We start from the raw sequence: 22,896 nt of genomic DNA, 5'->3' as shown, positions 1-22,896 counted from the left end.
CGGCAGTCATCGACGCGGCTCGTGGCCGCAGGCAACGTGCATCAGCCTAGCTCGCGGGCGGGCCCGCGGTCACGGAGGTTCGACGACCACCGGGCGAGCGGATGCCCCGGCGCAGCGCTCATCACCAGTCGGCGCGCGCGTAGTCCTTCAGGAACACGCCGGTGACGTCTTCGCCGGCTTCGCCGCGCACGATCGGGTCGTAGACCCGTGCGGCGCCGTCGACGAGGTCGAGCGGCGCGTGGAAGCCCTCCTCGGCGAGGCGCACCTTCGTGGGGTGCGGGCGCTCGTCGGTGATCCAGCCCGTGTCGACGCTCGTCATGAGGATGCCGTCGGCGAGCATCTCCTTCGCGCTCGTGCGGGTGAGCATGTTCACCGCGGCCTTCGCCATGTTGGTGTGCGGATGCCCCGGTCCCTTGTAGCCGCGACTGAACACGCCCTCCATGGCCGAGACGTTCACGATGTACGTGCGGCGCGCGGATGACGCGGCGAGCGACGCCCGCAAGCGGCTCACGAGGATGAACGGTGCCGTGGTGTTGCAGAGCTGCACCTCGAGCATCTCGAGCGGGTCGACGTCCTGCACGACCGCGCTCCAGCTGTTCTCGTGGTGGAGGTCGGGCACGAGTCCGCCGGCGTCGATCGCGGTGCGATCGGCGAGCTTCGCGAGTGAGCTCGACCCGGGTGCGAGCGCGAGCGCGGTGAGGTCGTCGGCCGTCATCGTGCCGGCGAAGAGGCCGGAGGACAGCACCGGGTGGCTCGACACCGAGTCGGCGAGCGCGAGCGGGTGCGCGTCGTTGGTGTGGCCGAAGCTGACGAGTTCGGGCATCGGTCCGTCGGGCAGCGGAGAGGACTCGGCCTCCACCAGAGGTGAGTACGAACCGGGGGAGCGGCGCACGGTCTGCGCCGCGTTGTTGATGAGGATGTCGAGGGGGCCCTGAGCCGCCACGTCGTCGGCGAGCGCGATGACCTGCGCGGGATCGCGCAGGTCGATGCCGACGATCTTCAGGCGGTGCAGCCAGTCGCTCGCATCGGGCATCGCGGCGAAGCGCCGGGCGGCATCCCGCGGGAACCGCGTCGTGATCGTGGTGTGCGCACCGTCCCGAAGGAGGCGCAGCGCGATGTACATGCCGATCTTGGCGCGGCCGCCGGTGAGGAGCGCCCGCTTGCCGGTGAGGTCGGTGCGCGCGTCGCGCTTGGCGTGGCTCATGGCGGCGCACGTCGGGCAGAGCTGGTGGTAGAACGCGTCGACGAGCGTGTACCGCTGCTTGCAGATGTAGCAGGGACGCGCGACGCGCAGCTCGCCGGCCGTGCGCGCGTCGGTGCCGCTCACGAGGTCGGCGCCGCGCGTCTCGTCGTCGATACGGGTCGGGGCACCGGTGGCCGTCGCGGCAATCACGGCGCGGTCGGCATCCTGCACGATCTTCCGCTTCGCGAGCCGGCGCGCGACCTTGACCGACTTGAACATCTTCGCCGTGGCGTGGCGGACGGTCTCGAAGTCGGGGTCGTCCTCGTCGAGCTCGCTGAGCGCGGCCAGCACCCGCAGCGTCGTCTCGAGATCCCGCGCGTCGATGGTGGGCGCGATGGAGGGGTCGGAGGTCTCGGAGGGCATCCGCGAATTCTACGGGCTGACACCCCACGATCACCTGTGTGCCGCTGAGCGGAACGGGTGCGCGACCGTCGGAGTAGCGTGACCGCATGAGCACCAGCACCGATGCGTCCGCACCGACCGCGGCCCGGTACCGCTCGTTCGCCCAGGTCGAGGCACGCGGCATGTCCGCCACGTACGAGGCCTGGGCCGCGGGGGTGGCGACGGATGCCTCGACGCTCGCGCTCATCGACGAGTTGCCCCCGCCGAAGCGGCAGCCGAACCTCGTCTTCTCGGCTGCGCGCCTGCTCGGCGCGCCGAGCGGCGCCTACCCCGAGTTCGCCGAGTGGCTCGCCGAACACTGGAGCGAGGTGCGCGAGGTCGCACTGACCCACGCGACGCAGACCAACGAGGCAGCGCGCTGCGCCCTGCACCTGCCGTTGCTCGGCGGCATCGAGGGGCCGATCGCGCTGCTCGAGGTCGGGGCATCCGCCGGCCTCTGCCTCTACCCCGACCGGTACAGCTATCGATACGCGGGGCACCAGCAGCTCGACCCCGTCGACGGCCCGAGCACGGTCGTGCTCGACTGCACGCTCCGCGGTGATGCGCCGGTCCCCGTGCCCACCGCCATGCCCGAGGTCGTGTGGCGTGCGGGAATCGACCTCCATCCGCTCGACGTGCGCTCGCCGGCCGACGTCGACTGGCTCGAGGCCCTCGTGTGGCCCGAGCACGACGATCGCAGGGTCCGGCTCCGTGCCGCCGCCGAGATCGCCGCCCGCAGGCCGCCGCTCCTCGTGAGCGGCGACCTCAACGAGCGGGTCGCCGCGCTCGCCGCATCCGCACCGTCCGACGCCACGCTCGTCGTCTTCCACACGGCCGTGCTCATGTACCTCGACGTGTCGGGTCGTGACGACTTCGCCAGGCAGGTCGCCGCACTGCCCGGCCACTGGCTCTCGGTCGAGGGCCGGAGCGTGGTCGGCGGCATCCGCGTGCGCGACGACGTGCCGAACGACGGCAGCGACCTCGTGCTCGCCCTCGACGGCGTGCAGCAGGCCTGGGCGCAGCCGCACGGTCGTGCGCTCACCTGGACGCCGAATCCCTAGACTTGGCGCATGCGCATCCACATCGCGACCGACCACGCCGGCCTCGAATTCAGCCGCACGCTCGTCGATCACCTGACCAACGGCGGTCACGAGGTCGTCGACCACGGCCCGGCCGAGTACGACGCCCTCGACGACTACCCGGCCTTCTGCATCAACGCGGCGCTCGGCGTCGCCCGCGACCAGGCCGCCGGCGTCCGCGCGCTCGGCGTGGTGTTCGGCGGTTCGGGCAACGGCGAGCAGATCGCGGCCAACAAGGTCCGAGGCATCCGCGCAGCCCTCGTCTGGAGCATGGACACCGCGATGCTCGCGCGCGAGCACAACGACGCCAACGTCATCTCGATCGGCGCCCGCCAGCACACCGTGCAGGAGGCGATCCGGTACATCGACGCCTTCATCGCCGAGCCCTTCTCGGGCGACGAGCGGCACGTGCGCCGCATCGCCCAGCTCGCCGAGTACGAGACGACCGGCGTCATCGCGGGCAAGGGCGTCGACGTCTCACCCGAGTCTGCCGACGGCGGAGTCTCGACAGGCTCAACCAGCGGGCTCTGACGTGCCCGAGGGTCACTCCGTCCACCGCATCACCCGGCAGTTCGAACGCAACTTCGTCGGGCACGTCGTGCGCGCCTCGAGCCCGCAGGGCCGGTTCGCCGCCGGGGCCGCCGAGATCGACGGGCGGCGCATGACCGATGCCCGGGCCGTCGGCAAGCAGATGTTCCTCGGCTTCGAGGGTGATGCCTGGCTGCGCGTGCACCTCGGCATGTACGGGGCGTGGGACTTCGCGGGCGAGATCCTGATGGATGCCACGATCGCCTCGGCGAACGGGCGCATGGGCCAGACGAACCAGGCGGGCACCTTCCTCGACGGCCCGAACCCCGACGCGGTCGTCTTCGACTCGGCGGGCGAGAACTCGCTGCAGTCGATCGGTGCGCCGCGCAAGACGCGACTGCGCATGTCGGAGTCCGAGAAGGAGAAGGACGGCTTCGGCCTCGACACCTTCCCGCCCGAGCCCATCGGCCAGGTGCGGGTGCGGCTCCTCACCGACACGATCTGCGCCGACCTGCGCGGGCCTACGGCTTGTGAAGTGCTCGACCCCGCCCAGGTCGAGACTGTCGTCGGTCGGCTCGGCCCCGACCCGCTGCTCGACGACGGGCCCGAGGCCGAAGAGCGCTTCACCCGCACGATCCTGAAGAAGGCCACCCCGATCGGCCTGCTGCTCATGGACCAGAACGTGGTCGCGGGCATCGGGAACGTGTACCGGGCCGAACTCCTCTTCCGGGCGAAGCAGAACCCGCACACCCCGGGCAAGCTCGTTCCCGAGGAGCACGTGCGCCACCTGTGGCGCGACTGGGCGAAGCTCCTCCGCATCGGTGTCGAGACCGGTCAGATGATGACGATGGACGACCTCGACCCCGAGGCGTACCGTGCTGCGATGGCCAGTCGCGACGATCGCCACTGGGTGTACAAGCGCGAGGGCCTGCCCTGCCGGGTGTGCGGTACGAACATCGTGCTCGAGGAGATGGGCGCTCGCAAGCTCTACTGGTGCCCGTACTGCCAGGCCTGACCGAGACATCCGCCGAAGGAGCCGCATGCGCCAGAACCCCAGCTTCACCCTTGCGAGCGACGGCGGCGTGAAGCGCCTCGTGCGCGAGCACCCGTGGATGACGATCGTCAGCATGACGGATGCCTCGGGTCTCGTGGCATCGCACTACCCGGTGCTGCTCGACGAGGCGGCCGACGGCATCGTGCTGCTCACGCACGTGGGCCGCCCCGACGAGGTCGTGCACGAGCTCGGCCGTCACGAGGTGATGGTCGTCGCCCAGGGGCCGCACGGCTACATCTCGCCGGGGTGGTACGACGCGAAGCCCGCCGTGCCGACCTGGAACTTCGTCTCCGCCCACCTGTACGGCACACCCGAGCTGCTCTCGGACGACGAGAACCTGCGGGTGCTCGAGGCGCTCGTCGATCACTTCGAAGACGCCATGCCCGAACCGCGGCGCATGCGCGGCACGGCGGCGAACTCCGAGTACGCCGATCGCATCGCCGCGGGCACCGTCGGCCTGCGCATCCCCATCACGCGGTACGTCGCCAAGAACAAGATGAGCCAGAACCGCCCGCCCGAGACCGTCGAGCGCATCATCGGCGAGCTCGAGGGCGACGGCCCGTACGCCAGCCCCGCGCTCGCCGCGGAGATGCGCCGCACCCACGACGCGATGCGGGCGGCGCAGGCGTGAGCGAGAGCAGCGAGCACGTCCCGGTCGGGACTGCCGGCGCAGCGGATGCCGCCGAGCCGCTGATCCTCGCCGGTGCACGGCTGCCCGGCGCCGACGGGGTCGTCGACCTCCACCTCGCCGGAGGCCGCGTCGTCGCGGTGGTGCCGACTGGGGATACGCCGCAGGGGGAGACATCGTCCGGAGGCATCCGCCGTCTCGACGTCGACGGGCGCTTCGTCGTGCCCGGCCTGTACGACCGGCATGTGCACTTCTCCCAGTGGGCCATGGTGTCGCGCCGCCTCGATCTGGCCGGCGCCGAGTCGGCGGCGGCCGTCGCCCGTCTCGTCGAGACATCCGTCGCCGGCGGCGACGTCGAGGTGATCGGGTTCGGCTACCGCGATGGGCTCTGGGCCGACGCCCCCACCCGCGCGGTGCTCGACGCCGTCTCGGGCGAGGTGCCGGTCGTGCTCGTCTCGGCCGACCTGCACGCCTGCTGGCTGAACTCGGCCGCGCTCCGGCGACACGGGGCGAGCGAGCTCGCCGGCGCCAGTGGGGTGCTGCGTGAAGACGACTGCTTCCGGCTCGTGCGCGAGATCGACGACGTGGCCGATGCCGTACTCGACGGCTGGGTCGCCGATGCCGCGCAGCGGGTGGCGGCACGCGGTGCGGTCGGCGTCTCCGAGTACGAGATGCGCTGGAACCGGGACGACTGGGTGCGCCGTGTCGCCAGGGGAGTCGACGCGCTCCGCGTCTCGTTCGGCATCTACACGCAGCACCTCGATCGCGCGATCGCCGAAGGGCTCCGAACCGGTGACGAGGTGCCCGGAACCGCCGGGCTCGTCACCGTGGGCGGGTACAAGGTCATCACCGACGGCTCGCTCAACACGCGCACCGCGTGGTGTTTCGACCCGTACCCGGGGCTCGGCGCCGACGAGCACCCGTACGGGCTCGCCACCGTGCCCTACGACGAACTCGTGCCGCTCATGCGCCGCGCACGCGATGCGGGCATCACCCCGGCCGTGCACGCCATCGGCGACCAGGCGAACGCCCGGGTGCTCGACGCGTTCGAGGCGGTCGGATGCACCGGCTCGATCGAGCACGCGCAACTGCTGCGCCGCGACGACATCGCCCGCTTCGCACGGCTCGGCGTCGTCGCGAGCGTGCAGCCCGAACACGCGATGGACGACCGCGACGTCGCCGAACGCTACTGGGCCGGACGCACCGACCGGGCGTTCATGCTCGCGGACCTCGCGGCGGCCGGCGTCGAACTCGCCCTCGGCTCCGATGCGCCCGTGGCGCCACTCGACCCATGGGTCGCGATCGCCGCCGCAGTGGGCCGCACCCGCGATGGACGCGAGCCGTGGCATCCCGAACAGGCGATCGAAGCGCGCGCCGCGCTCGCCGCATCGACCGGTGGGCAGGGAGCGACCGTTCGCATGGGGATGCGCGCCGACGTCGCCGTGCTCGAACTCGACCCGCTCGCGGCATCGGTCGACGATCTCCGCACCATGCCGGTCGCCGCGACGCTTCTCGCCGGGCGCTTCACGCACCAGGCGCTCTGACGTCGACGGGGGCGGGGGAAAACCCCCGCCCCGATTCGGCTGTCCTCCGGCTGTGGTCGGTGCGCGCCGTTCGCGAGGCTTGAACCATGCCAGTCACACGTCTTCGACCGCCTCGTCTCCGTCGCCCCCGCGCCGTGCTCGGCACCGCGCTCGCCGCAGTCGCCGCCGGCGGGCTCGTGGCGATCGCCTTCGCCGGCTGCGGCGTCGTCGGACCCGGTCCGATCTCGACGGTCGGCGAGGTCGACTTCGACACCCCGCTCGCGATCCCGCCGCTCGCGGAGTCCACCGTCGACGCCGACGGCACGCGGGTGTTCTCGCTCGACGCGCAGGCGGGCACGACCGAGTTCACCCCCGGGGTGCCGAGCGGCACCTGGGGGTTCAACGGCAGCTACCTCGGCCCGACGCTCGTCGCCGATCGCGGCGAGCACGTGCGCGTCGACGTCGCGAACTCCCTCGACGAGCCGACGACCGTGCACTGGCACGGCATGCACCTGCCGGCCGAGATGGACGGCGGCCCGCACCAGATGGTGGCTCCGGATGCCTCGTGGTCGCCCGAGTGGGACATCGACCAGCAGGCCGCGACCCTCTGGTACCACCCGCACCCCCACGGCGAGACCGAGGAGCACGTCGCGAAGGGACTCGCGGGCATGTTCATCCTGAAGGACGAGCACGAGCGCTCACTCGGACTGCCGTCGGAGTACGGCGTCGACGACGTGCCGGTGATCGTGCAGGACTCCGGTTTCTCGACCGAAGGCGAGCAGGAGTCGACGCAGCGCGGCTACGCCGGCGGGCTCGGCGACGAGCTCATCGTCAACGGCACGCGCAGTCCGTACCTCGAGGTCTCCGACGAACTCGTGCGGCTGCGACTGCTGAACGCCTCGACGGCGCGCACCTACGCCTTCGCGTGGGGCGATGCGCGCCCCGTCGAACTCATCGCGACCGACGGCGGCCTGCTCGAGGCATCCGTCACGCTCGACCAGGTGCGACTCTCGCCGGGGGAACGCGCCGAGGTGCTGCTGCGCGTGGCGCCCGGCGAACGCGTCGTGCTGCAGTCGAAGATGACTCCCGAGATCGCCGGACTCGTCGGGCCGGTCGCCGACACCAACGGCGGCAGCGACGCCTTCGACGTGCTCGAGGTGCGCGCGGCGGCGACGCTCGACCCGGCGCCGCCGGTGCCGACCGCGCTCAACACGATCGACGACTTCGACGAGGCCGATGTCGCCACCACCCGCACCTTCACCCTCAGCGACAGCTTCGAGATCAACGGCGAGTCGATGGACATGGGCCGCATCGACGAGACCGTGACCGTCGACACGCTCGAGCGCTGGATCGTCGACAACGCGACGCAGGTGCCGCACAGCTTCCACGTCCACGACGTGCAGTTCCGCATCGCGTCGATCGACGGCGTAGCGCCGCCGCCCGAGCTCGCGGGCTGGAAGGACACGATCTTCACCGAGCCCGAGAAGCAGTACGAACTGCTGATGCGTTTCGAGGACTACTCCGATCCCGACACGCCGTACATGTACCACTGCCACCTGCTGTGGCACGAAGATCAGGGGATGATGGGCCAGTTCGCCGTCGTCGAGCCCGGTCAGCGTGCCACGATTACCGAGGGAACCAACCATGAGCACTGACACCACCACCACCATCGCCGCCACGCCGCCCGCGTCCGCCGCGACCACGGAGGCCGCGCCGAAACGCTTCAGCTACTGGTCGTTGTGGGCGAAGGTGCCGCGCGAGTTCGCCTTCCTCATCCTCACCATGCCGATTGCGATCACCGGGCTCGTCGTGCTCTCCACGACGTTCTCCACGGGACTCGGCCTGATCTTCCTGGTCTTCGGCATCTTCATCGTCGTGGCATCGCTCTTCATCGCCCGTGGGTTCGGCACCTTGGAGCTCGTGCGGCTGCGCTGGGCCGGCCGGCGGGCGATCACCCGCCCGGTGTGGGATCGCGAGCAGCGCGAGCAGGGCTTCTGGCGCACGGTCTTCGCACCGTTCATCGACGGCCACTACTGGCTCTACCTGCTGCACGGCATGGTGATCAACCCGATCATCAGCATCATCTCGTGGAGCATCACGATCGCGTGGACCTCGGTCGCCCTCGGCGGCACGACCGGCTGGATCTGGGAGCGCTACATCCCCGACGGCCGCGGCGATCAGGACTTCTGGCTCTACGACGTCGTCATCGACTGGCTGTTCCCGGGCAACACGCTGAACGTCGACCCCCGTGTCGGCGAGGCGGCCTTCGAGTTCGTCATCGGCCTGATCTTCCTCGCCGCGCTGCCGTTCGTGTTCCGTGGCCTCACCCTGCTGCACGACGTCATCGCCCGCGGCGTGCTCGGAGCGTGGCGCTCCGAGGCCCTCGAGCGCGAGGTCGCGCAGCTCGCCGCCTCCCGCGGCGCCGCGGTGCAGGCAGAAGACGCGTCGCTCCGCCGCCTCGAACGCGACATCCACGACGGCCCCCAGCAGCGGCTCGTGCGCCTGCAGATGGACCTCGCGGCGATCGAGCGCAAGATCGACCGCGACCCCGAGTCGGCGCGAGAACTGCTCGGCGAGGCGCGCGAGCAGGCCCGCGAGACGCTCGACGAGCTGCGTGCGCTGTCACGCGGGTTCGCCCCGCCGATCCTGCAGGACCGCGGCCTCGCCGTCGCCCTGCAGTCGGTCGCAGCACGGAGCCCGATTCCGGTCACGGTCGAGATCGAGCTGCCGACGGATGCCGCGCTGCCCGCGACGATCGAACGCAACGCCTACTTCGTGGCCGCCGAGTTGCTCACGAACGCCGTGAAGCACGCCGAGGCGAGCGGCATCCGCCTCACCGTCTCGACGCGCGACACGGGCGCGACCGGGCACTGGCTCGACCTCTGGGTGACCGACAACGGCCGCGGCGGCGCGTCGCAGACCGCCGGGCACGGGCTCGCCGGCCTCGAGGACCGCGTGCAGGGCCTGCGCGGCCTGCTCGTCGTCGACAGCCCCGTCGGCGGACCCACGACGGTCGGCGCGCACATCCCGTTCGCACCGCTCGCAGCAGGGGAGACCGCTCCGCAGGGCTGACCGAGCGCAGTCCTCCTTCGTCGATCGAGGAACCGACGAAGGAGGATGCGAGCAGTCCTCCTTCGTTGATCGAGGAGCGACCGACGGAGGAGGACGCGTCTCGAGATCCGTGGCCGCGAGGCATCCGCTCGCCCGCCGATAGTGTGGGGGGCATGACCGATCGCGCCCCGCTCCGCATCGTGCTCGCCGAGGACTCGGTGCTGCTTCGCGAGGGGCTCGTCCGGCTCTTCGACGAGGCCGGCTTCGAGACGGTGGCCGCCTACGGCGAGGCCGATTCGCTGCTCGCCGCGCTCGACGAGACCCGGCCAGACCTCGCGATCCTCGACGTGCGCATGCCGCCGACGTTCCGCGACGAGGGCGTGCGCGCCGCGATCGAACTGCGGCGCCGCATGCCGAAGGTCGGGGTGCTGCTGCTCAGCCAGTACGTCGAGGGCACCTACGCCCACGAGCTCCTCTCTTCGGGGGAGGGCGGCATGGGCTACCTGCTGAAGGACCGCGTCGCCTCGCTCGACGAGCTCGAAGACGCCGTCGAACGGGTCAGCCAGGGCGGCACGGTGCTCGACCCGCAGGTCGTGCGCGAGCTGCTCGCCCGCCGCAGCGACCCGCTCGAGTCGCTGACGCCCCGCGAGGGGGAGGTCATGGCGCTCATGGCCGAGGGGCGCACGAACGCCGGCATCGCGAAGCAGCTCTTCATCGGCGTCGGCGCCGTGGAGAAGAACGTCACGTCGATCTTCCAGAAGCTCGGCCTCGAGGACTCCGGCACCGACCACCGGCGCGTGCTCGCGGTGCTCACCTGGCTGCAGCGCTGACGCCGCGCGTCTCGTCGCAGGTCACGCGGGTCGCGCCGCTGGTCACGCCGGCGGGCTGCGCCGCAGGGGCACGTGCGTGCGCAGCACCTGCAGGTAGCTGCGGTAGCCCCGGAACATCCAGAACAGGAACGAGATCACCGCGACGACCGCGCCCACGGCGACCGACCACCCCACCGACGCGGTGAGCGTGTAGATCAGCGCGCCGGTGAGGAGGCCGATGAGCGCGGTGTTCACGACGAGCATCACCATCGCCGAACTCGCGAAGACCTGCGTGCGGTCGCGCACGGCGAACGGGTAGTACGTCTGGCCGATCCCCGTCTCGTCGTCGGTCGTGCCCATGAGGAAGTACCGCTCGATTCCGGGGTCGAGGTCGAGGTAGGCGCCGCGCAGCCGGTTCATCGCGAGCACGTACGCGAGGTCCTCGGTGGCGGTGTTGAACACGCGGAACTGCGTGATGACGCCGAGCAGCACGAGCAGGACCAGTATGCCGAGCGCCGCGATGCCGAACCAGCCGCGGAACTCGGTGGCGTTGCCGAGCACGCCGAGCGTCACGAGCCCGGCCGAGACGAGCGTGAGGAAGATCGCGATGCGGGTGAGCACCTCGCTCTGCGTGGTCGACCGCGAGGCGAGCAGGCTCCAGTGCTCGGTGGCCAGCATCTGCGCGCGGAGCGACTTCTGCGCATCGGTCAGCGTCGGGTCGGATGCCGCGCCGGAACCTGCGCCCGCGGCATCCGCCGAAGACGAAACGGGCCCGGGTGCATCGGCCGTCATACCGGCATTCTGCACCCGGGCCCGTCAGCCCGCCATCGCGCGTTACTTCACGGCGACGTGCGAGAAGAGGAACCAGCGGTCCTTGTCGAGGCCGCGACGGATCTCGATCGCCACGTCCTGGCTCACCGGGTCGAGCTCGGCGAGGCCGTCGATCGCCTCGGCGAGTTTCTCGGCGGCGAGGTCGATCTGCGCGACGATGTCGGCGATCGCCTCGTCGTAGGGCTGGAAGCCGAGCTTGGGGTTCGCAGCACCGCTCTTGTCGGCGACGGACTTGAGGCGGCCGTCGACGGGCAGGCCCAGCGCGACGACTCGCTCAGCGGCGAGGTCGGCCCACTCCTGCGCGTGCGCCACGACGTCGTCGAGCAGCTCGTGCACCGCGATGAAGTTCACGCCGCGCACGTGCCAGTGCGCCTGCTTGCCGTTGACGGCGAGGGCCACGAGCTCCTGCACGACGGGGGTGAGGAACTGGGCGACGCCCGATGCCACGTCGGCGTTCGCGCCGGCCTTCGGGGTCTTGGGGGCGATCTTGGTGTCGGTCATATGGTCCACCTTCCCTGAACGTATGTCGTGTTCAACGCTACGCGGGTGCTCGCATATTTCAAGGAAGGGAAGGCTCGGCTGATCTGGGGTTGACACCGGGCGTCACACCCCGTTCGGTCGACCTCGACCTCGTTCGCCGAGGTCGGAGCAGAGGTGCGACGGCGCTCCGTGAGCGTCGCTATGCGGAGGCTCTCAGGGGCTCGAGGGCGGCGAGGACGAGGTCGAGGCCGAAGGTGAACTCCTCGGCCGGGTCGTAGCCGGCAGCGACGAGCGCCGCAGCGGACTCGTTGAGGTAGGGAAACTCGTCAGGTGGAAGCTGGGGCAGGTAGACGCCCTCGCCCAGGTCCGCGAACTCGTCGGCGGTGTCGAACGGGAGGCCGGCTTCCTGCAGGGCGAAGCCGTAGACGTAGCTGTCGAGCAACCAGTTGGCGTGCGTCGCCATCACGACTGTGAAGCCGGCTCTCCGCAGGCAGGCGGTGACCGCTTCGTGGTGACGGAGATTCGCGGGCCCAGGCGACGTCCGCGATTCCAACAGGCCGATCGCCCACGGGTGGCCTGCGAGAACCTGTCGAGTGGATACCGCCCGCCGCCGCATCGCCGACTGCCAGTCGGATTCTTCCGACGGGAGTTCGATCTCTTCGAACACGAGGTCGACCATGGCGTCGAGCAGCTCGTCTTTGCTCGCGACGTAGCGGTAGAGCGTCATCGCGCCCGCGTCGAGCTCGCCGGCCAACCGGCGCATGCTCAGCCCGGCGACCCCCTCGCGATCGGCGAGCCGGACCGCCTCGACCACCACGCGCCGCTTGCTCAGCCCCGCGTCTGACGCGACCTCGCGTTCTTCCCTCGCAGACACGGTCCCCTCGCTTCTCTCGACCGGCTTGACAAGCGTACACCGTACGCGTCATAGTACACCGTACGCGTACACCGTACGCGTACGGTGTACGAGCCACTGAGCGTCGCAGCTCGGACGAGAGGAGTCTTCCTGTGGGGATCGAACAGCAATCGGGTGCGGGAGAACGCCTGGTGTCGGCGTCAGGTCTGGCCGGGACGACGATGCGGGCCGCCGTGCAGCACTGCTACGGCCCGCCCTCAGCCCTCCAGTCGTCGGAGGTCGCGATCCCGGCGCCAGGTCGAGGCGATGTGCTCGTCCAGGTGGGCGCGGCCTCGGTTCACCTCGGCGACTACTTCGTCATGACCGGGGAGCCGTACGTGGTGCGCCTGGTGTTCGGGCTCCGGCGGCCGCGCAACGGCATCCCCGGCAGGGATCTCGCCGGTGTGGTGGCAGCGGTCGGGAAGGACGTCACCGCGCTCCGCCCCGGCGACGAGGTGTTCGGGTGGAGCACCGCTGGAACGCTCGCGGAGTACGCGTGCGTCCCGGCGGACAACCTGGTGCCCGTGCCCGCCGACGTGTCGGTCGGGGACGCGGCGACGATGCCCACGTCGGCCATGACGGCGTTGCAGGCATTGCGCAAGATCGCGAACGTTCAACCGGGCCAGACGGTGCTGGTCACGGGCGCGTCGGGCGGCGTGGGCTCCTTCGCCGTACAGATCGCCAAGGCTTTCGGCGCCGAGGTGACGGGGGTGTGCAGCACCCGCAACGTCGACCTGGTCCGCTCACTCGGCGCCGACCACGTCGTCGACTACACGAAGACCGACTTCACCCGCGCCGAGAAGCGCTACGACGTCATCCTCGACAACGTGGAAGCCCAGCCCCTGGCGGCTGTCCGCCGAGCGCTGACGCCCACCGGCACCCTGATCCCCAACAGTGGACGCGGCGGCCGCTGGCTCGGCCCCATCGGTCGGATCGTCACAGCGCGCGTGCTATCCGGGTTCACCCGTCAGCAGCTGAAGCCCTTCACGTCGGTCGGGAAGCGCCAGGACCTGCTCACCCTGGCCGACCTGCTCACGACCGGGCAGGTCACGCCCGTCATCGACCGCACTTACCCCCTCGACGAAGCAGCCGACGCGCTCCGCTACATCGCGGCCGGCCACACCAGAGGAAAGGTCGTGATCACCGTCTGACTACCGGACCGACGAGAACGACCCAACCCGTGCGTACGCACGCCCAGATCTGCCGCCACTCCGGCGGACGGACCGCTCCTCCTGAAAGAAGAAACCGATGACCATCCGAACGAACACCCCGAACCTGCTCGACAATCCGCCCGTCCCCGTGCAGGCCAAGATCGCCGCAGCATGGACCAGCTTCATGTTCCTCTACATCTACGTCGACCTCTTCAACCTCTACAAGCCCGGCGTCGTCGACGGCATCCTGAACGGCCTCATCTGGAAGTTCGACATCAGCTCGACGTTGTTGACCATTTTCCTCGCGTCCGTGTCGATCCCGGCCCTGATGGTGGTGCTCTCCATGACGCTGCCCGCCCGCGTGAACCGCGCTACGAACCTCGTCGTCGCATCGCTCCTCATCCCCTACACGGCGTTCAACGCGGCAGGGGCGACCTCGGAGTGGGCCTTCTTCTACGGCCTCTCCATCGGAATCGAGGTGCTGCTCCTGGCCTTCATCCTGCGCTTCGCCTGGACCTGGCCTCGAACCGCCGCCGTCCCAGCCGGTCCCGCGACGACCGACCTTCGACAGGACCTTCGACAGTAGGTATCCGTGCCCGACGGCGTGAAGCCCGCGTCGGAGAGCAGCTGATTCGAGAATTCCACGACGGTGGCGGTCATCGAGTCCACCTCCGCGAGGACGCTGTCCGGCTCAACGCGGAGAGCTTCGATTCGTTGTGGGAAGGTGCCGATCCGGGTGAGGCACTCGCTCAAGGGGCGGTTGCCAGCGGCTTCGACAGGCGGAACGATCTGCAGGCTCGACTTCTGAGCGTGGAGGGGATGACGGGAATCGAACCCGCGTAATCAGTTTGGAAGACTGAGGCTCTACCATTGAGCTACATCCCCGCGTACCCGCTCGCGGGCACTGGATCATCGTAGTACACGATGACCCCCGTCTCGTGACGCGCGCCGGCGTCGCCCACTTATCGCAGGGCCGCGATCGTACGGATGGTGCCGCGGGCGAGGCGCAGCTGGCGCTCGTACGTCGCAGCGAGCACGACGAGCAGCACGCCCGCGATGCCGAGCCACAGCCACCACCACACCGCCTCGTAGAGGTCGGTGATCCACGGCCAGAACTGCACGAGCGCGTGCGCGAGCAGCACCGCCCCGCCGAGCAGCAGGGGCGCCTGCAGGCGACGGGCCGCGCCGATGACGACCACGGCGACGGCGACGACGCCGAGGGTCACGATGCGCCAGAGCTCGGGATCGGTGAAGTCAGCGCCGAGCGGCGGGACGAGCAGGATGGCGAGACCGGGGCCGAGCGCCGGCCAGCTGCCGAGTTCGGGGGAGTGCAGCATCCGGAACCATCCCGCACCGATGAGCGCGATGCCGACCGATGCGGTGACGACGTCGAAGGGATCGACCTGACCCGACACGAGTGCCAGCAGGCCGCCGATGACGAGCACGCCGAGGGTCGTCCAGCCGAACACCGCGCCGGACACCGGCCGAGCAGAGGTCGCGGCCGCCGCGATGTGGGCGAGCGCGAGCACCGCGAACAGCACGGCCGCGCGCACCACCGGCGACTGACCGTCGACGATCGCGATCAGGGTCGGCACGGCCGCCAGGGCGACGGATGCCGCGAGCAGCACCTCCGCCAGCCATGCCGGCCGCGACCCGGTGCGGGCCCACATCACCGCGATCGCAGCGCCCGCCGCGAGGGCGACGACCGGCCAGAACTCGACGATGAGCACGCTGTCGGCGTTGCCGAGGGCGACGGCGGCACCACGCACGAGTCCGGCGCCGGTGAATGCGACCCATCCGGTGAGCACGCCGAGCAGTCGGATCGGCACCCCGCGCGCGACGTCGGGCAGGAAGGTCGCGGCGATCGCGACGACGATGCCGATCGAGACGAGCAGGAGCGTTCGCAGTTCGGAGTCGCCCGCCAGGCCGACGCTCGGCAGCACCGCGACCGCGGCCGCGGACCCGAACAGTGCCGTCCGGCCGCTCGCGGCGGCGGCGCCGGCAGTGCGCCGCCACGTGATCAGGCCGCCGGTGGCGGCGAGCGCCGCGGCGAGCGGCAGCGTGTAGGCCTCGGCGTCATCGACGCCGTCGCTCGAGAGCCACGTCCACACGGTGGCGACGCCGAGCCCCAGGCTCAGCCATCCGAGGTGCCGTGCCGGCCGATCGCCGCCGATCGGGTCGCCGTCGAGCGCCGCGAGCACGAGCGGCACCGGGGTGAGCAGGAGGAGTACGAGCCACGTGTCACCAGTGTCGAACGTGTCGGTGAGGCCCGAGACGAGGGCGGTCAGCCCCACCACGCCCGCAGCGGCAGCCCACACCGGACGCGTCGCTCCCGGGGGCGATGGAACGACGTGCGCGAGCGCCGCCGCGAGCAGGGTGGCGCCGGCGAGTGCCACCGCGACGAGCTCGGGCCCCACGACGAGGTCGACGGCGACGGCCGAGGCGAAGCCGAGTGCGAGGGGGGTCACGGCCGCGAACGCGATGCGGAGCGGTGCCGGAGTGCCGAGGCGGAGCCAGAGCACCCCCGCGACGACGACGACGGCCGCGGGCAGCCAGCGCAGCGAGGCATCCGCTTCGAACGCGAGCGCCCAGATCGAGACGACGGATGCCGCGAACAGCGGAACGACGACGGCGAGCCGATCGCGGGCGCTGCCGGCCCGCACGAGTGCGGCGGCGACGAGCAACGCGGAGGCGACCGTGGCGAGCCACATCCACGGCGTCGCCCAGGCGTCGACCAGCGATGCGCCGCCTGACTCGATCCACAGCGGAATCGAGAAGACCGCGGCGGCGAAGACCGTCGAGGCGATCGCGAGGTGCGCGACTCCGATCGCAGGGGCGGCGGTCGACGGCCAGATCCGGGGTGCCAGCAGCCGGCCGAGCACAGCGAGCACGAGCACGAGCGCGGTCGCCCACGGCCAGACCTCGGCGTTCGAGTAGCCCACCCACCAGGCGAGGGCGCCGCTGCCGACGCCCGCGATGACGAGTACGGCGAGCAGGCCGGGGATCGCGAAGCGGCGGAGTGCGATGAGGAGGGCGCCGCCCGCGAGCACGAGGAGGGCGGCGGCGGAGACGCCGACGCCCGGTGCGACGGCAGCGGCGACGAGCGCACCCACGAAGACCGCGCCGATCGGGAGGGCTGCGAGGGCGCGGCCACGCCGCAGCAGGAAGGTGACTGCGAGCGAGCCGACGGCGACCACGAGCGGCACGAGGACGACGGTGAGCTCGTGGCCGGGCTCGGTGGTCGCGATCGGGGAGTCGAGCTCGAGCCGCCATGGCGGCACGCTCGAGGCCAGCGTCGACCCGATCGCGCCGAGACCGAGGAACGCCCCAGGAGCCGCGGAACCGGCGGCGACGATCACCGCCGCCACGCACGCCGACAGTGCGTCGCCCGCCGCGCCGCCGCGAAGACGCGTGCCCGCGGCGAACAGGCAGGCCACGAGGCCCGCGGCCGCCGGTGCCAGCCACAGCGACTGCGCGGTCTCGAGCTCGCGATAGATCGGCAGCGCCGCGGCGAGGGCGAGGCTGAGCCCGAGCACCGGTGCCGCGACTCCGCCCCACGCCGGAGCCACGCCCCGACGCACGCGCACCGCGAGCAACGCGATCAGCCATGCGGCGGCCACTGCGAGGTGCTCCCACAGCTGGCTCCACGGAACCTCGGGCAGCGCGAAGGTCGCGGGAATCAGGGCGAGCGCTCCCGCGACGAAGCCCGCCGCCATCACGATCGTCCGCTCGACCATGGCGGGCAGGAGTACCGCGATGGAGCCGAGCACCGAGACGGCCAGGAACCCGACCAGGAACGGGGTGCTGAGCTGGTCCTGCGGCGCCGCGTCGCTGGCGAGCAGGAACACGCCGATCGGGGCGAGCGCGGCCGCGGCGAATCCCGCGACGCGGATTCCGCTGACCGCCCGCACGCCCACGAGCACGGCGGCGACGACGAGCAGCGCACCGCCGGTGTACCCGGACGCACTGACGGTCTCGGTGCCGAACAGTTCGTTGGCCCGCACGATCCAGACGTCGAGCAGCAGCAGCACGATGGCGACGGATGCCACGCCCTCCGCCGTGCCCGGCAGGCGGCGGGCCCTGAGCAGCCAGGCGACGCCCAGCACGGCGACGCTCGCGCCGGCGATGATGACCGATCGCACCTCGAGGCTCGCTACGAGGTAGGCGACGAAGAGGAACACGATCGCCGTGATCGAGATGAGCACGACGCCGAGCGTCAGGAGCAGCACCTGGACGCCGGAGCGGCCCGAACGAGGAGGGGCGGCCGCGGATACCGGGGCGCCAGCCCTGGCCGCAGGGGGAGCGGTGGGGGCGGTTGCCTGCTGTACGACGGGCGCGGTGGCGGTGGCGGGGGCGGTGCCGGGCGCGGGCATCGGCACCGGCACCGACGTGAGCGGGGTGGCCACGGCGGCAACGACGGCCGGGGCGGCAGGAGCCGCGGCATCCATCGCCTGTACCGCAGCCACAGCAGCGGCAGCCTCGCGAACCCGAGCCGCCTGCTCTGCTCGAAGGCTCGTGATGAGCGATTGTCGGGCCGCTTCGCCCTCGTGCACCGTGCGACCGGCGGCGAGCAGTCCGCCCGCTGCGGGAACCGACAGGTCGAGGCCGCAGGTCTCGCACACGGACGATCGGAGGGCGCTGAAGCACGCCGGGCAGAGCGTCGTGTCGATGAGTTGCGCGGGATCGGAGGGCCACCGTCGCAGGTCGCGACGATCGGCGGGATGCTCGGGCATGGCGACACTCTGCCACGGGAGGCGCCGCTCGGGGCGATTCATCCACAAGAACCCCTGCGCGTCGGGGCTGGACGGTGCACAACGAGCGCCCTGCGCTGTGCAGTAGACTTTCGGGGGTCCATCCGTCTGACGCATGCTTCGGCATGCCCGCGCGGCTGAATCGACGAGTTGAGTCGCGACTCGGGGCGTAGCTCAGCTTGGTAGAGCGCCCGCTTTGGGAGCGGGAGGTCGCAGGTTCGAATCCTGTCGCCCCGACGAGTTCCACGACTCGACACGAACTTCCACACAACAGGAGAACTTCCACATGCCGACCACTTCGGTTGAGAAGCTGAGCCCCACTCGCGCCAAGCTCACCATCTCGGTGACGCCCGAGGAGCTGAAGCCCAGCATCGCCCACGCGTACGAGCACATCGCCGAGCAGATCAACGTGCCCGGCTTCCGCAAGGGCAAGGTGCCGCCGCCCATCGTCGACCAGCGCGTCGGCAAGGGCGCCGTACTCGAGCACGCCGTCAACGAAGGCCTCGACGGGTTCTACCGCGCGGCCGTCGCCGAGCACGAGCTGCGCCCCCTCGGCCGCCCCGAGGCCGACATCGTCGAGTGGCCCAGCGACAAGGACTTCTCGGGCGACCTGCTGCTCGCCATCGAGGTCGACGTCCGGCCCGAGATCGAGCTGCCCGCCTACGACGGCCTCGAGCTCACGGTCGACTCCGTCGAGGTCGCGGACGACGAGGTCGCTGAGGAGCTCGACCGTCTGCGCAGCCGCTTCGGCACGCTCATCACGGTCGACCGTCCCGCCAAGTCCGGCGACTTCGTGACCCTCGACCTCGTCGCCAAGATCGACGACGCCGAGGTCGACACCGCCAGCGGCATCTCGTACGAGCTCGGCTCGGGCGACCTGATCGAGGGCATCGACGAGGCCCTCGACACGCTCTCCGCAGGCGAGACCACGACCTTCGCATCGAAGCTCCTGGGCGGCGACCACGAGGGCGAGACCGCCGAGATCACCGTCACCGTCTCCGCGGTCAAGGAGCGCGAGCTCCCCGCAGCCGACGACGACTTCGCGCAGATCGCGAGCGAGTTCGACACGCTCGCCGAGCTGACCGACAGCCTCAAGGAGCAGGTCGCCCGCAACAAGTCGTTCGGCCAGGGCAGCCAGGCCCGCGACCTCCTCGTCGACAAGCTCCTCGAGCTCGTCGAGGTGCCGGTCGCGCAGGCGGTCATCGACGACGAGGTGCACCGTCACCTCGAGAACGAGAACCGTCTCGAAGACGACGAGCACCGCGCAGAGGTCGCCGAGTCGAGCGAGAAGGCGTTCAAGACGCAGATCCTGCTCGACACGATCGCCGAGGCCGAGAAGGTCCAGGTCAGCCAGGACGAGCTGACCCAGTACCTCGTGCAGGGTGCGGCCCAGTACGGCATGGACCCCAACGAGTTCGTGCAGATCCTGAGCCAGCAGGGCCAGATCCCCGCCATGGTCGGCGAGGTCGCGCGCAACAAGGCGCTCGCGATCGCGCTCGGCAAGGCGAAGGTGACGGATGCCGCGGGCAAGCCCGTCGACCTCTCGGAGTTCACGGCCGTCGCCGCTGCCGAGGCCGAGGCTGAGGCAGAGGTCGTCGACGAGGCCGAAGAGATCGTCGAAGAGGCCGAGGCCGCTGAGAAGCCCGCGCCGAAGAAGCGCGCGCCGAAGAAGGCCGCAGCCGCCGATGAGGCCGCCGCTGAGAAGCCCGCGCCGAAGAAGCGCGCAACGAAGACGGCCGACGCCGAGTAATTCGGTGATCGAACCCTGAACGGGGCCGGGCGATTCGCTCGGCCCCGTTTCTCGTCCGAGGAGGACCGGATGTCGCAGTGGCAGCAACGAGTGGACGCCGTCTGGGCCGAGGCGCAGCCGCTCGGCGACGACGAGGTGATCCGCCGCATCGACGCGCTCGCGGCCGAACGCCCGCAGGGCGACCCGATCGCGCTCTTCGAGCAGGCGGGCGCCCGCGACTCGGCGGGCCTCGAAGCCGAGGCCGAACCGCTCTACCGCGAGGCCATCGCGGGTGGGCTCACGGGCTCCGAACGCGTGCAGGCGCACTTGCAGCTCGCCTCGACGATCCGCAACCTCGGGCGGCCGCTCGAGGCCATCGCCCTCCTCGACGCGATCGAGCCCGAGGCGGGTGAGTTGCGCGATGCCGTGATCGCCTTCCGAGCGCTCGCGCGGGTCGATGCGGGCGACGCCCGCCTCGCGGCATCCGAGGCGCTCGCGGCCCTCGCGCCGCACCCGCAGCGGTATCGGGTGTCGCTCGCCGCATACGCCGCGGAGCTCGCGGCATCCGCCTAGGGCGAACAGCCCCGTTCACGCGCGTTGCACCGGATAGATTCGAGTGAACGCGACAACGGAAACGGAGCGACACATGGCCGAACCGACACCAGGCACCGGTGTTTTCGATCGACTGCTGAAGGACCGCATCATCTGGCTTGGCTCCGAGGTGCGCGACGACAACGCGAACGAGATCGCGGCGAAGCTGCTGCTGCTCGCCGCTGAAGATGCCAAGAAGGACATCTACCTCTACGTGAACTCGCCCGGTGGCTCGATCACGGCGGGCATGGCGATCTACGACACCATGCAGTTCGTGCCCAACGACATCGTCACCGTCGGCATCGGCATGGCCGCCTCCATGGGGCAGCTGCTCCTGACGGCCGGCACCAAGGGCAAGCGGTACATCACCCCCAACGCGCGCGTGCTGCTGCACCAGCCGCACGGCGGCTTCGGCGGCACCGCGAGCGACATCCAGACGCAGGCGCAGCTCATCCTCGACATGAAGAAGCGACTCGCGGAGATCACCGCGGCGCAGACGGGCAAGACCGTCGAGCAGATCAACGCCGACGGCGACCGCGACCGCTGGTTCAACGCGCAGGAGGCCCTCGAGTACGGCTTCGTCGACCACATCCGCGAATCGGCCCTCGACGTGGCCGGTGGCGGCGGAACCCAGGCGTAGGCACTCGAGAGAAGAGAGAACGAGCGAATGAACATCCCCGCTTTCGGTGGCACCGCCTTCAACGGCGTCCAGGCACCGGGCTCGCGCTACATCCTGCCGAGCTTCGAGGAGCGCACGGCCTACGGCTACAAGCGCCAAGACCCCTACGCGAAGCTCTTCGAGGACCGCATCATCTTCCTCGGCGTGCAGGTCGACGACGCATCCGCCGACGACATCATGGCGCAGCTGCTCGTGCTGGAGTCGATGGACCCCGACCGCGACATCATCCTCTACATCAACTCGCCCGGTGGCTCCTTCACGGCCATGACCGCGATCTACGACACGATGCAGTACATCCGTCCGCAGATCCAGACGGTCGTGCTCGGGCAGGCCGCCTCGGCCGCAGCCGTGATCGCCGCAGCCGGCACGCCGGGCAAGCGACTTGCGCTGCCGAACGCCCGCGTGCTCATCCACCAGCCCGCCATGGGCGAGGCGGGGCACGGTCAGGCATCTGACATCGAGATCCAGGCAGCCGAGATCATGCGCATGCGCTCGTGGCTCGAGGAGACGCTCTCGCATCACTCGAACCGCACGCCCGAGCAGGTGCACACCGACATCGACCGCGACAAGATCCTGTCGGCGAACGAGGCGCTCGAGTACGGTCTCATCGACCAGGTGCTCAGCTCCCGCAAGAGCCTGCCGGCGATCGCGCGATAGCGCTCGCACCGTGAACGCGGCGGATGACTGGCTGCACGACAGCCGGGCCATCCGCCGCGTTTCGCTGTATCCGGATGCCGCGATCGACCGTGTCGCATGGCCGGCGAGCATTCCCGCGATCGATCAGCTGATCGGCGACGGCGGCATCGAGTTCGCTCCGGGCCTGACGTTCCTCGTGGGCGAGAACGGCAGCGGCAAGTCGACCCTGCTCGAGGGCATCGCGACGGCGTACGGGCTGCCGCCCGAAGGCGGCAGCAACAACGGCGGGCATTCCACGCGACCGAGCGAGTCGCCGCTCTCGGAGTGGCTCCGCATCGAGCGCAGCCCGTCGGCGCCGAGGTGGGGCTTCTTCCTCCGCGCCGAGACGATGCACGGCTACTACAGCTACCTCGAGGCGCTGCCCGACAGCCCCGACCGGCACCTGCACTCGCTGAGTCACGGGGAGTCGTTCAACGACCTGCTCGACAACAAGCTCAATCACCCGCAGTACCTCGCCGGCCTCGTCTGCCTCGACGAGCCCGAGGCGGCGCTCTCCTTCTCGTCGATCCTCGGCTGGATCGCCGGGCTCGACCGCATGGTGTCGCGCGGCACTCAGGTCATCTGCGCGACGCACTCGCCCGTGCTCGCCTCGGTGCCGGGCGCCACGATCCTCGAACTGGGGGAGTGGGGCATGCGCGAGACGACGTGGGAGGAGCTCGAACTGGTCTCGCACTGGCGAGGGTACCTCGACGACCCGCGGCGATATCTGCGGCACCTCCTCGACTGAACGTCCCGGTTCGCGACCCGCGAACGACCGAGCGTGTCGAATCCCGCAGGCTACCCTCGATCGGCCCGTTCTC

Annotated in this window: 20 protein-coding genes and 2 tRNA genes; 16 read left to right on the top strand and 6 right to left on the bottom strand. The window is 70.5% G+C overall.

All coding sequences use genetic code 11. The features are described 5' to 3' along the window. Positions 1-121: 121 nt before the first annotated feature. Entirely contained in the window at positions 122-1,606 is a 1,485-nt protein-coding gene (locus ASE14_RS03960) for an SDR family oxidoreductase (protein ID WP_056650946.1), read from the bottom strand. Positions 1,607-1,692: 86 nt separating this feature from the next. On the opposite strand from ASE14_RS03960, the gene ASE14_RS03955 reads away from it, so the two are divergent. The 8 genes from ASE14_RS03955 to ASE14_RS03920 all read left to right on the top strand — a co-directional run bounded on the left by ASE14_RS03955 (position 1,693) and on the right by ASE14_RS03920 (position 10,317). After that, positions 1,693-2,685 carry a DUF2332 domain-containing protein gene (locus ASE14_RS03955; RefSeq protein WP_056650943.1) on the top strand — a complete coding sequence of 331 codons (993 nt, stop codon included), beginning with the start codon at positions 1,693-1,695 and terminating at the stop codon, positions 2,683-2,685. 9 nt (positions 2,686-2,694) lie between these two features. Continuing rightward, a complete protein-coding gene (locus ASE14_RS03950; RefSeq protein ID WP_056650940.1) occupies positions 2,695-3,234 on the top strand; it encodes a ribose-5-phosphate isomerase in 540 nt (179 codons plus the stop codon). A 1-nt stretch (position 3,235) separates the two neighbouring features. Beyond that, a complete protein-coding gene (locus ASE14_RS03945) occupies positions 3,236-4,246 on the top strand; it encodes an Fpg/Nei family DNA glycosylase (RefSeq protein ID WP_056650937.1) in 1,011 nt (336 codons plus the stop codon). Between the two features lie 25 nt (positions 4,247-4,271). Continuing rightward, on the top strand, positions 4,272-4,916 hold the full coding sequence (locus ASE14_RS03940) for an FMN-binding negative transcriptional regulator (protein WP_056650935.1): 645 nt from the start codon (positions 4,272-4,274) through the stop codon (positions 4,914-4,916). Next, on the top strand, positions 4,913-6,457 hold the full coding sequence (locus tag ASE14_RS03935) for an amidohydrolase (RefSeq protein WP_235511078.1): 1,545 nt from the start codon (positions 4,913-4,915) through the stop codon (positions 6,455-6,457). The genes ASE14_RS03940 and ASE14_RS03935 overlap by 4 nt, the downstream gene beginning before the upstream one ends. Before the next feature lie 86 nt (positions 6,458-6,543). Next, positions 6,544-8,091, top strand: coding sequence for a multicopper oxidase family protein (locus tag ASE14_RS03930; protein ID WP_056650932.1), 1,548 nt, complete (start codon positions 6,544-6,546; stop codon positions 8,089-8,091). Beyond that, positions 8,081-9,508 carry a sensor histidine kinase gene (locus ASE14_RS03925; RefSeq protein ID WP_056650928.1) on the top strand — a complete coding sequence of 476 codons (1,428 nt, stop codon included), beginning with the start codon at positions 8,081-8,083 and terminating at the stop codon, positions 9,506-9,508. Before ASE14_RS03930 ends, ASE14_RS03925 begins: the two co-directional genes overlap by 11 nt. 152 nt (positions 9,509-9,660) lie before the next feature. Then, on the top strand, positions 9,661-10,317 hold the full coding sequence (locus tag ASE14_RS03920) for a response regulator transcription factor (RefSeq protein WP_056650924.1): 657 nt from the start codon (positions 9,661-9,663) through the stop codon (positions 10,315-10,317). 42 nt (positions 10,318-10,359) lie between these two features. Here the strand turns inward: ASE14_RS03920 and ASE14_RS03915 are convergent, their stop codons facing one another. The 3 genes from ASE14_RS03915 to ASE14_RS03905 all read right to left on the bottom strand — a co-directional run bounded on the left by ASE14_RS03915 (position 10,360) and on the right by ASE14_RS03905 (position 12,481). Continuing rightward, the gene (locus ASE14_RS03915; RefSeq protein ID WP_235511077.1) at positions 10,360-11,088 is read right to left on the bottom strand and encodes a hypothetical protein; all 729 of its coding nucleotides are present in this window, start codon (positions 11,086-11,088) and stop codon (positions 10,360-10,362) included. 42 nt (positions 11,089-11,130) lie between these two features. Continuing rightward, positions 11,131-11,628 (bottom strand): Dps family protein, encoded by a 498-nt coding sequence (locus tag ASE14_RS03910; RefSeq protein ID WP_056650921.1) that lies wholly within the window; start codon positions 11,626-11,628, stop codon positions 11,131-11,133. A gap of 178 nt (positions 11,629-11,806) precedes the next feature. Further along, complete coding sequence (locus ASE14_RS03905; RefSeq protein WP_056650918.1) at positions 11,807-12,481, bottom strand: TetR/AcrR family transcriptional regulator; 675 nt, start codon at positions 12,479-12,481, stop codon at positions 11,807-11,809. Between the two features lie 131 nt (positions 12,482-12,612). Between ASE14_RS03905 and ASE14_RS03900 the strand changes: the two genes are divergently transcribed. Then, positions 12,613-13,650, top strand: a complete 1,038-nt coding sequence (locus tag ASE14_RS03900; RefSeq protein ID WP_200953257.1) for an NAD(P)-dependent alcohol dehydrogenase — start codon at positions 12,613-12,615, stop codon at positions 13,648-13,650. Positions 13,651-13,747: 97 nt separating this feature from the next. Continuing rightward, on the top strand, positions 13,748-14,236 hold the full coding sequence (locus ASE14_RS03895) for a DUF6326 family protein (RefSeq protein WP_056650912.1): 489 nt from the start codon (positions 13,748-13,750) through the stop codon (positions 14,234-14,236). Positions 14,237-14,461: 225 nt separating this feature from the next. Here ASE14_RS03895 and ASE14_RS03890 read toward each other — a convergent pair. Then, positions 14,462-14,535: transfer RNA gene (locus tag ASE14_RS03890), tRNA-Gly, on the bottom strand. A 77-nt stretch (positions 14,536-14,612) separates the two neighbouring features. Then, positions 14,613-18,383, bottom strand: coding sequence for an SCO7613 C-terminal domain-containing membrane protein (locus ASE14_RS03885; protein ID WP_157372766.1), 3,771 nt, complete (start codon positions 18,381-18,383; stop codon positions 14,613-14,615). A gap of 181 nt (positions 18,384-18,564) precedes the next feature. On the opposite strand from ASE14_RS03885, the gene ASE14_RS03880 reads away from it, so the two are divergent. The 6 genes from ASE14_RS03880 (at position 18,565) to ASE14_RS03855 (ending at position 22,823) form a co-directional block, all read left to right on the top strand. Continuing rightward, positions 18,565-18,638: transfer RNA gene (locus ASE14_RS03880), tRNA-Pro, on the top strand. A 49-nt stretch (positions 18,639-18,687) separates the two neighbouring features. Then, on the top strand, positions 18,688-20,151 hold the full coding sequence (tig, locus tag ASE14_RS03875) for a trigger factor (RefSeq protein ID WP_056650905.1): 1,464 nt from the start codon (positions 18,688-18,690) through the stop codon (positions 20,149-20,151). A 69-nt stretch (positions 20,152-20,220) separates the two neighbouring features. Further along, positions 20,221-20,703: a tetratricopeptide repeat protein gene (locus ASE14_RS03870; RefSeq protein WP_056650902.1), complete on the top strand. Its 483-nt coding sequence runs from the start codon at positions 20,221-20,223 to the stop codon at positions 20,701-20,703. Positions 20,704-20,776: 73 nt separating this feature from the next. After that, the gene (locus ASE14_RS03865; RefSeq protein WP_056650900.1) at positions 20,777-21,361 is read left to right on the top strand and encodes an ATP-dependent Clp protease proteolytic subunit; all 585 of its coding nucleotides are present in this window, start codon (positions 20,777-20,779) and stop codon (positions 21,359-21,361) included. 27 nt (positions 21,362-21,388) lie between these two features. Beyond that, the gene (locus tag ASE14_RS03860; protein WP_056650896.1) at positions 21,389-22,057 is read left to right on the top strand and encodes an ATP-dependent Clp protease proteolytic subunit; all 669 of its coding nucleotides are present in this window, start codon (positions 21,389-21,391) and stop codon (positions 22,055-22,057) included. A 10-nt stretch (positions 22,058-22,067) separates the two neighbouring features. Then, positions 22,068-22,823 (top strand): AAA family ATPase, encoded by a 756-nt coding sequence (locus ASE14_RS03855; protein ID WP_056650892.1) that lies wholly within the window; start codon positions 22,068-22,070, stop codon positions 22,821-22,823. The last annotated feature ends 73 nt before the right edge of the window (positions 22,824-22,896 follow it).

Source organism: Agromyces sp. Root81, from assembly GCF_001429165.1.
Classification (GTDB): Bacteria; Actinomycetota; Actinomycetes; order Actinomycetales; family Microbacteriaceae; genus Agromyces.
Note: the sequence above shows the minus strand (reverse complement) of the source record. Positions and strands in the feature narration are given on the sequence as shown.

Bases quoted from the DNA above. Each gene is read 5' to 3' on its own strand.
- ASE14_RS03960 (WP_056650946.1), bottom strand. From the start codon at position 1,606: ATGCCCTCCGAGACCTCCGACCCCTCCATCGCGCCCACCATCGACGCG.
- ASE14_RS03955 (WP_056650943.1), top strand. From the start codon at position 1,693: ATGAGCACCAGCACCGATGCGTCCGCACCGACCGCGGCCCGGTACCGC.
- ASE14_RS03950 (WP_056650940.1), top strand. From the start codon at position 2,695: ATGCGCATCCACATCGCGACCGACCACGCCGGCCTCGAATTCAGCCGC.
- ASE14_RS03940 (WP_056650935.1), top strand. From the start codon at position 4,272: ATGCGCCAGAACCCCAGCTTCACCCTTGCGAGCGACGGCGGCGTGAAG.
- ASE14_RS03930 (WP_056650932.1), top strand. From the start codon at position 6,544: ATGCCAGTCACACGTCTTCGACCGCCTCGTCTCCGTCGCCCCCGCGCC.
- ASE14_RS03925 (WP_056650928.1), top strand. From the start codon at position 8,081: ATGAGCACTGACACCACCACCACCATCGCCGCCACGCCGCCCGCGTCC.
- ASE14_RS03920 (WP_056650924.1), top strand. From the start codon at position 9,661: ATGACCGATCGCGCCCCGCTCCGCATCGTGCTCGCCGAGGACTCGGTG.
- ASE14_RS03915 (WP_235511077.1), bottom strand. From the start codon at position 11,088: ATGACGGCCGATGCACCCGGGCCCGTTTCGTCTTCGGCGGATGCCGCG.
- ASE14_RS03910 (WP_056650921.1), bottom strand. From the start codon at position 11,628: ATGACCGACACCAAGATCGCCCCCAAGACCCCGAAGGCCGGCGCGAAC.
- ASE14_RS03895 (WP_056650912.1), top strand. From the start codon at position 13,748: ATGACCATCCGAACGAACACCCCGAACCTGCTCGACAATCCGCCCGTC.
- ASE14_RS03885 (WP_157372766.1), bottom strand. From the start codon at position 18,383: ATGCCCGAGCATCCCGCCGATCGTCGCGACCTGCGACGGTGGCCCTCC.
- tig (WP_056650905.1), top strand. From the start codon at position 18,688: ATGCCGACCACTTCGGTTGAGAAGCTGAGCCCCACTCGCGCCAAGCTC.
- ASE14_RS03870 (WP_056650902.1), top strand. From the start codon at position 20,221: ATGTCGCAGTGGCAGCAACGAGTGGACGCCGTCTGGGCCGAGGCGCAG.
- ASE14_RS03865 (WP_056650900.1), top strand. From the start codon at position 20,777: ATGGCCGAACCGACACCAGGCACCGGTGTTTTCGATCGACTGCTGAAG.
- ASE14_RS03860 (WP_056650896.1), top strand. From the start codon at position 21,389: ATGAACATCCCCGCTTTCGGTGGCACCGCCTTCAACGGCGTCCAGGCA.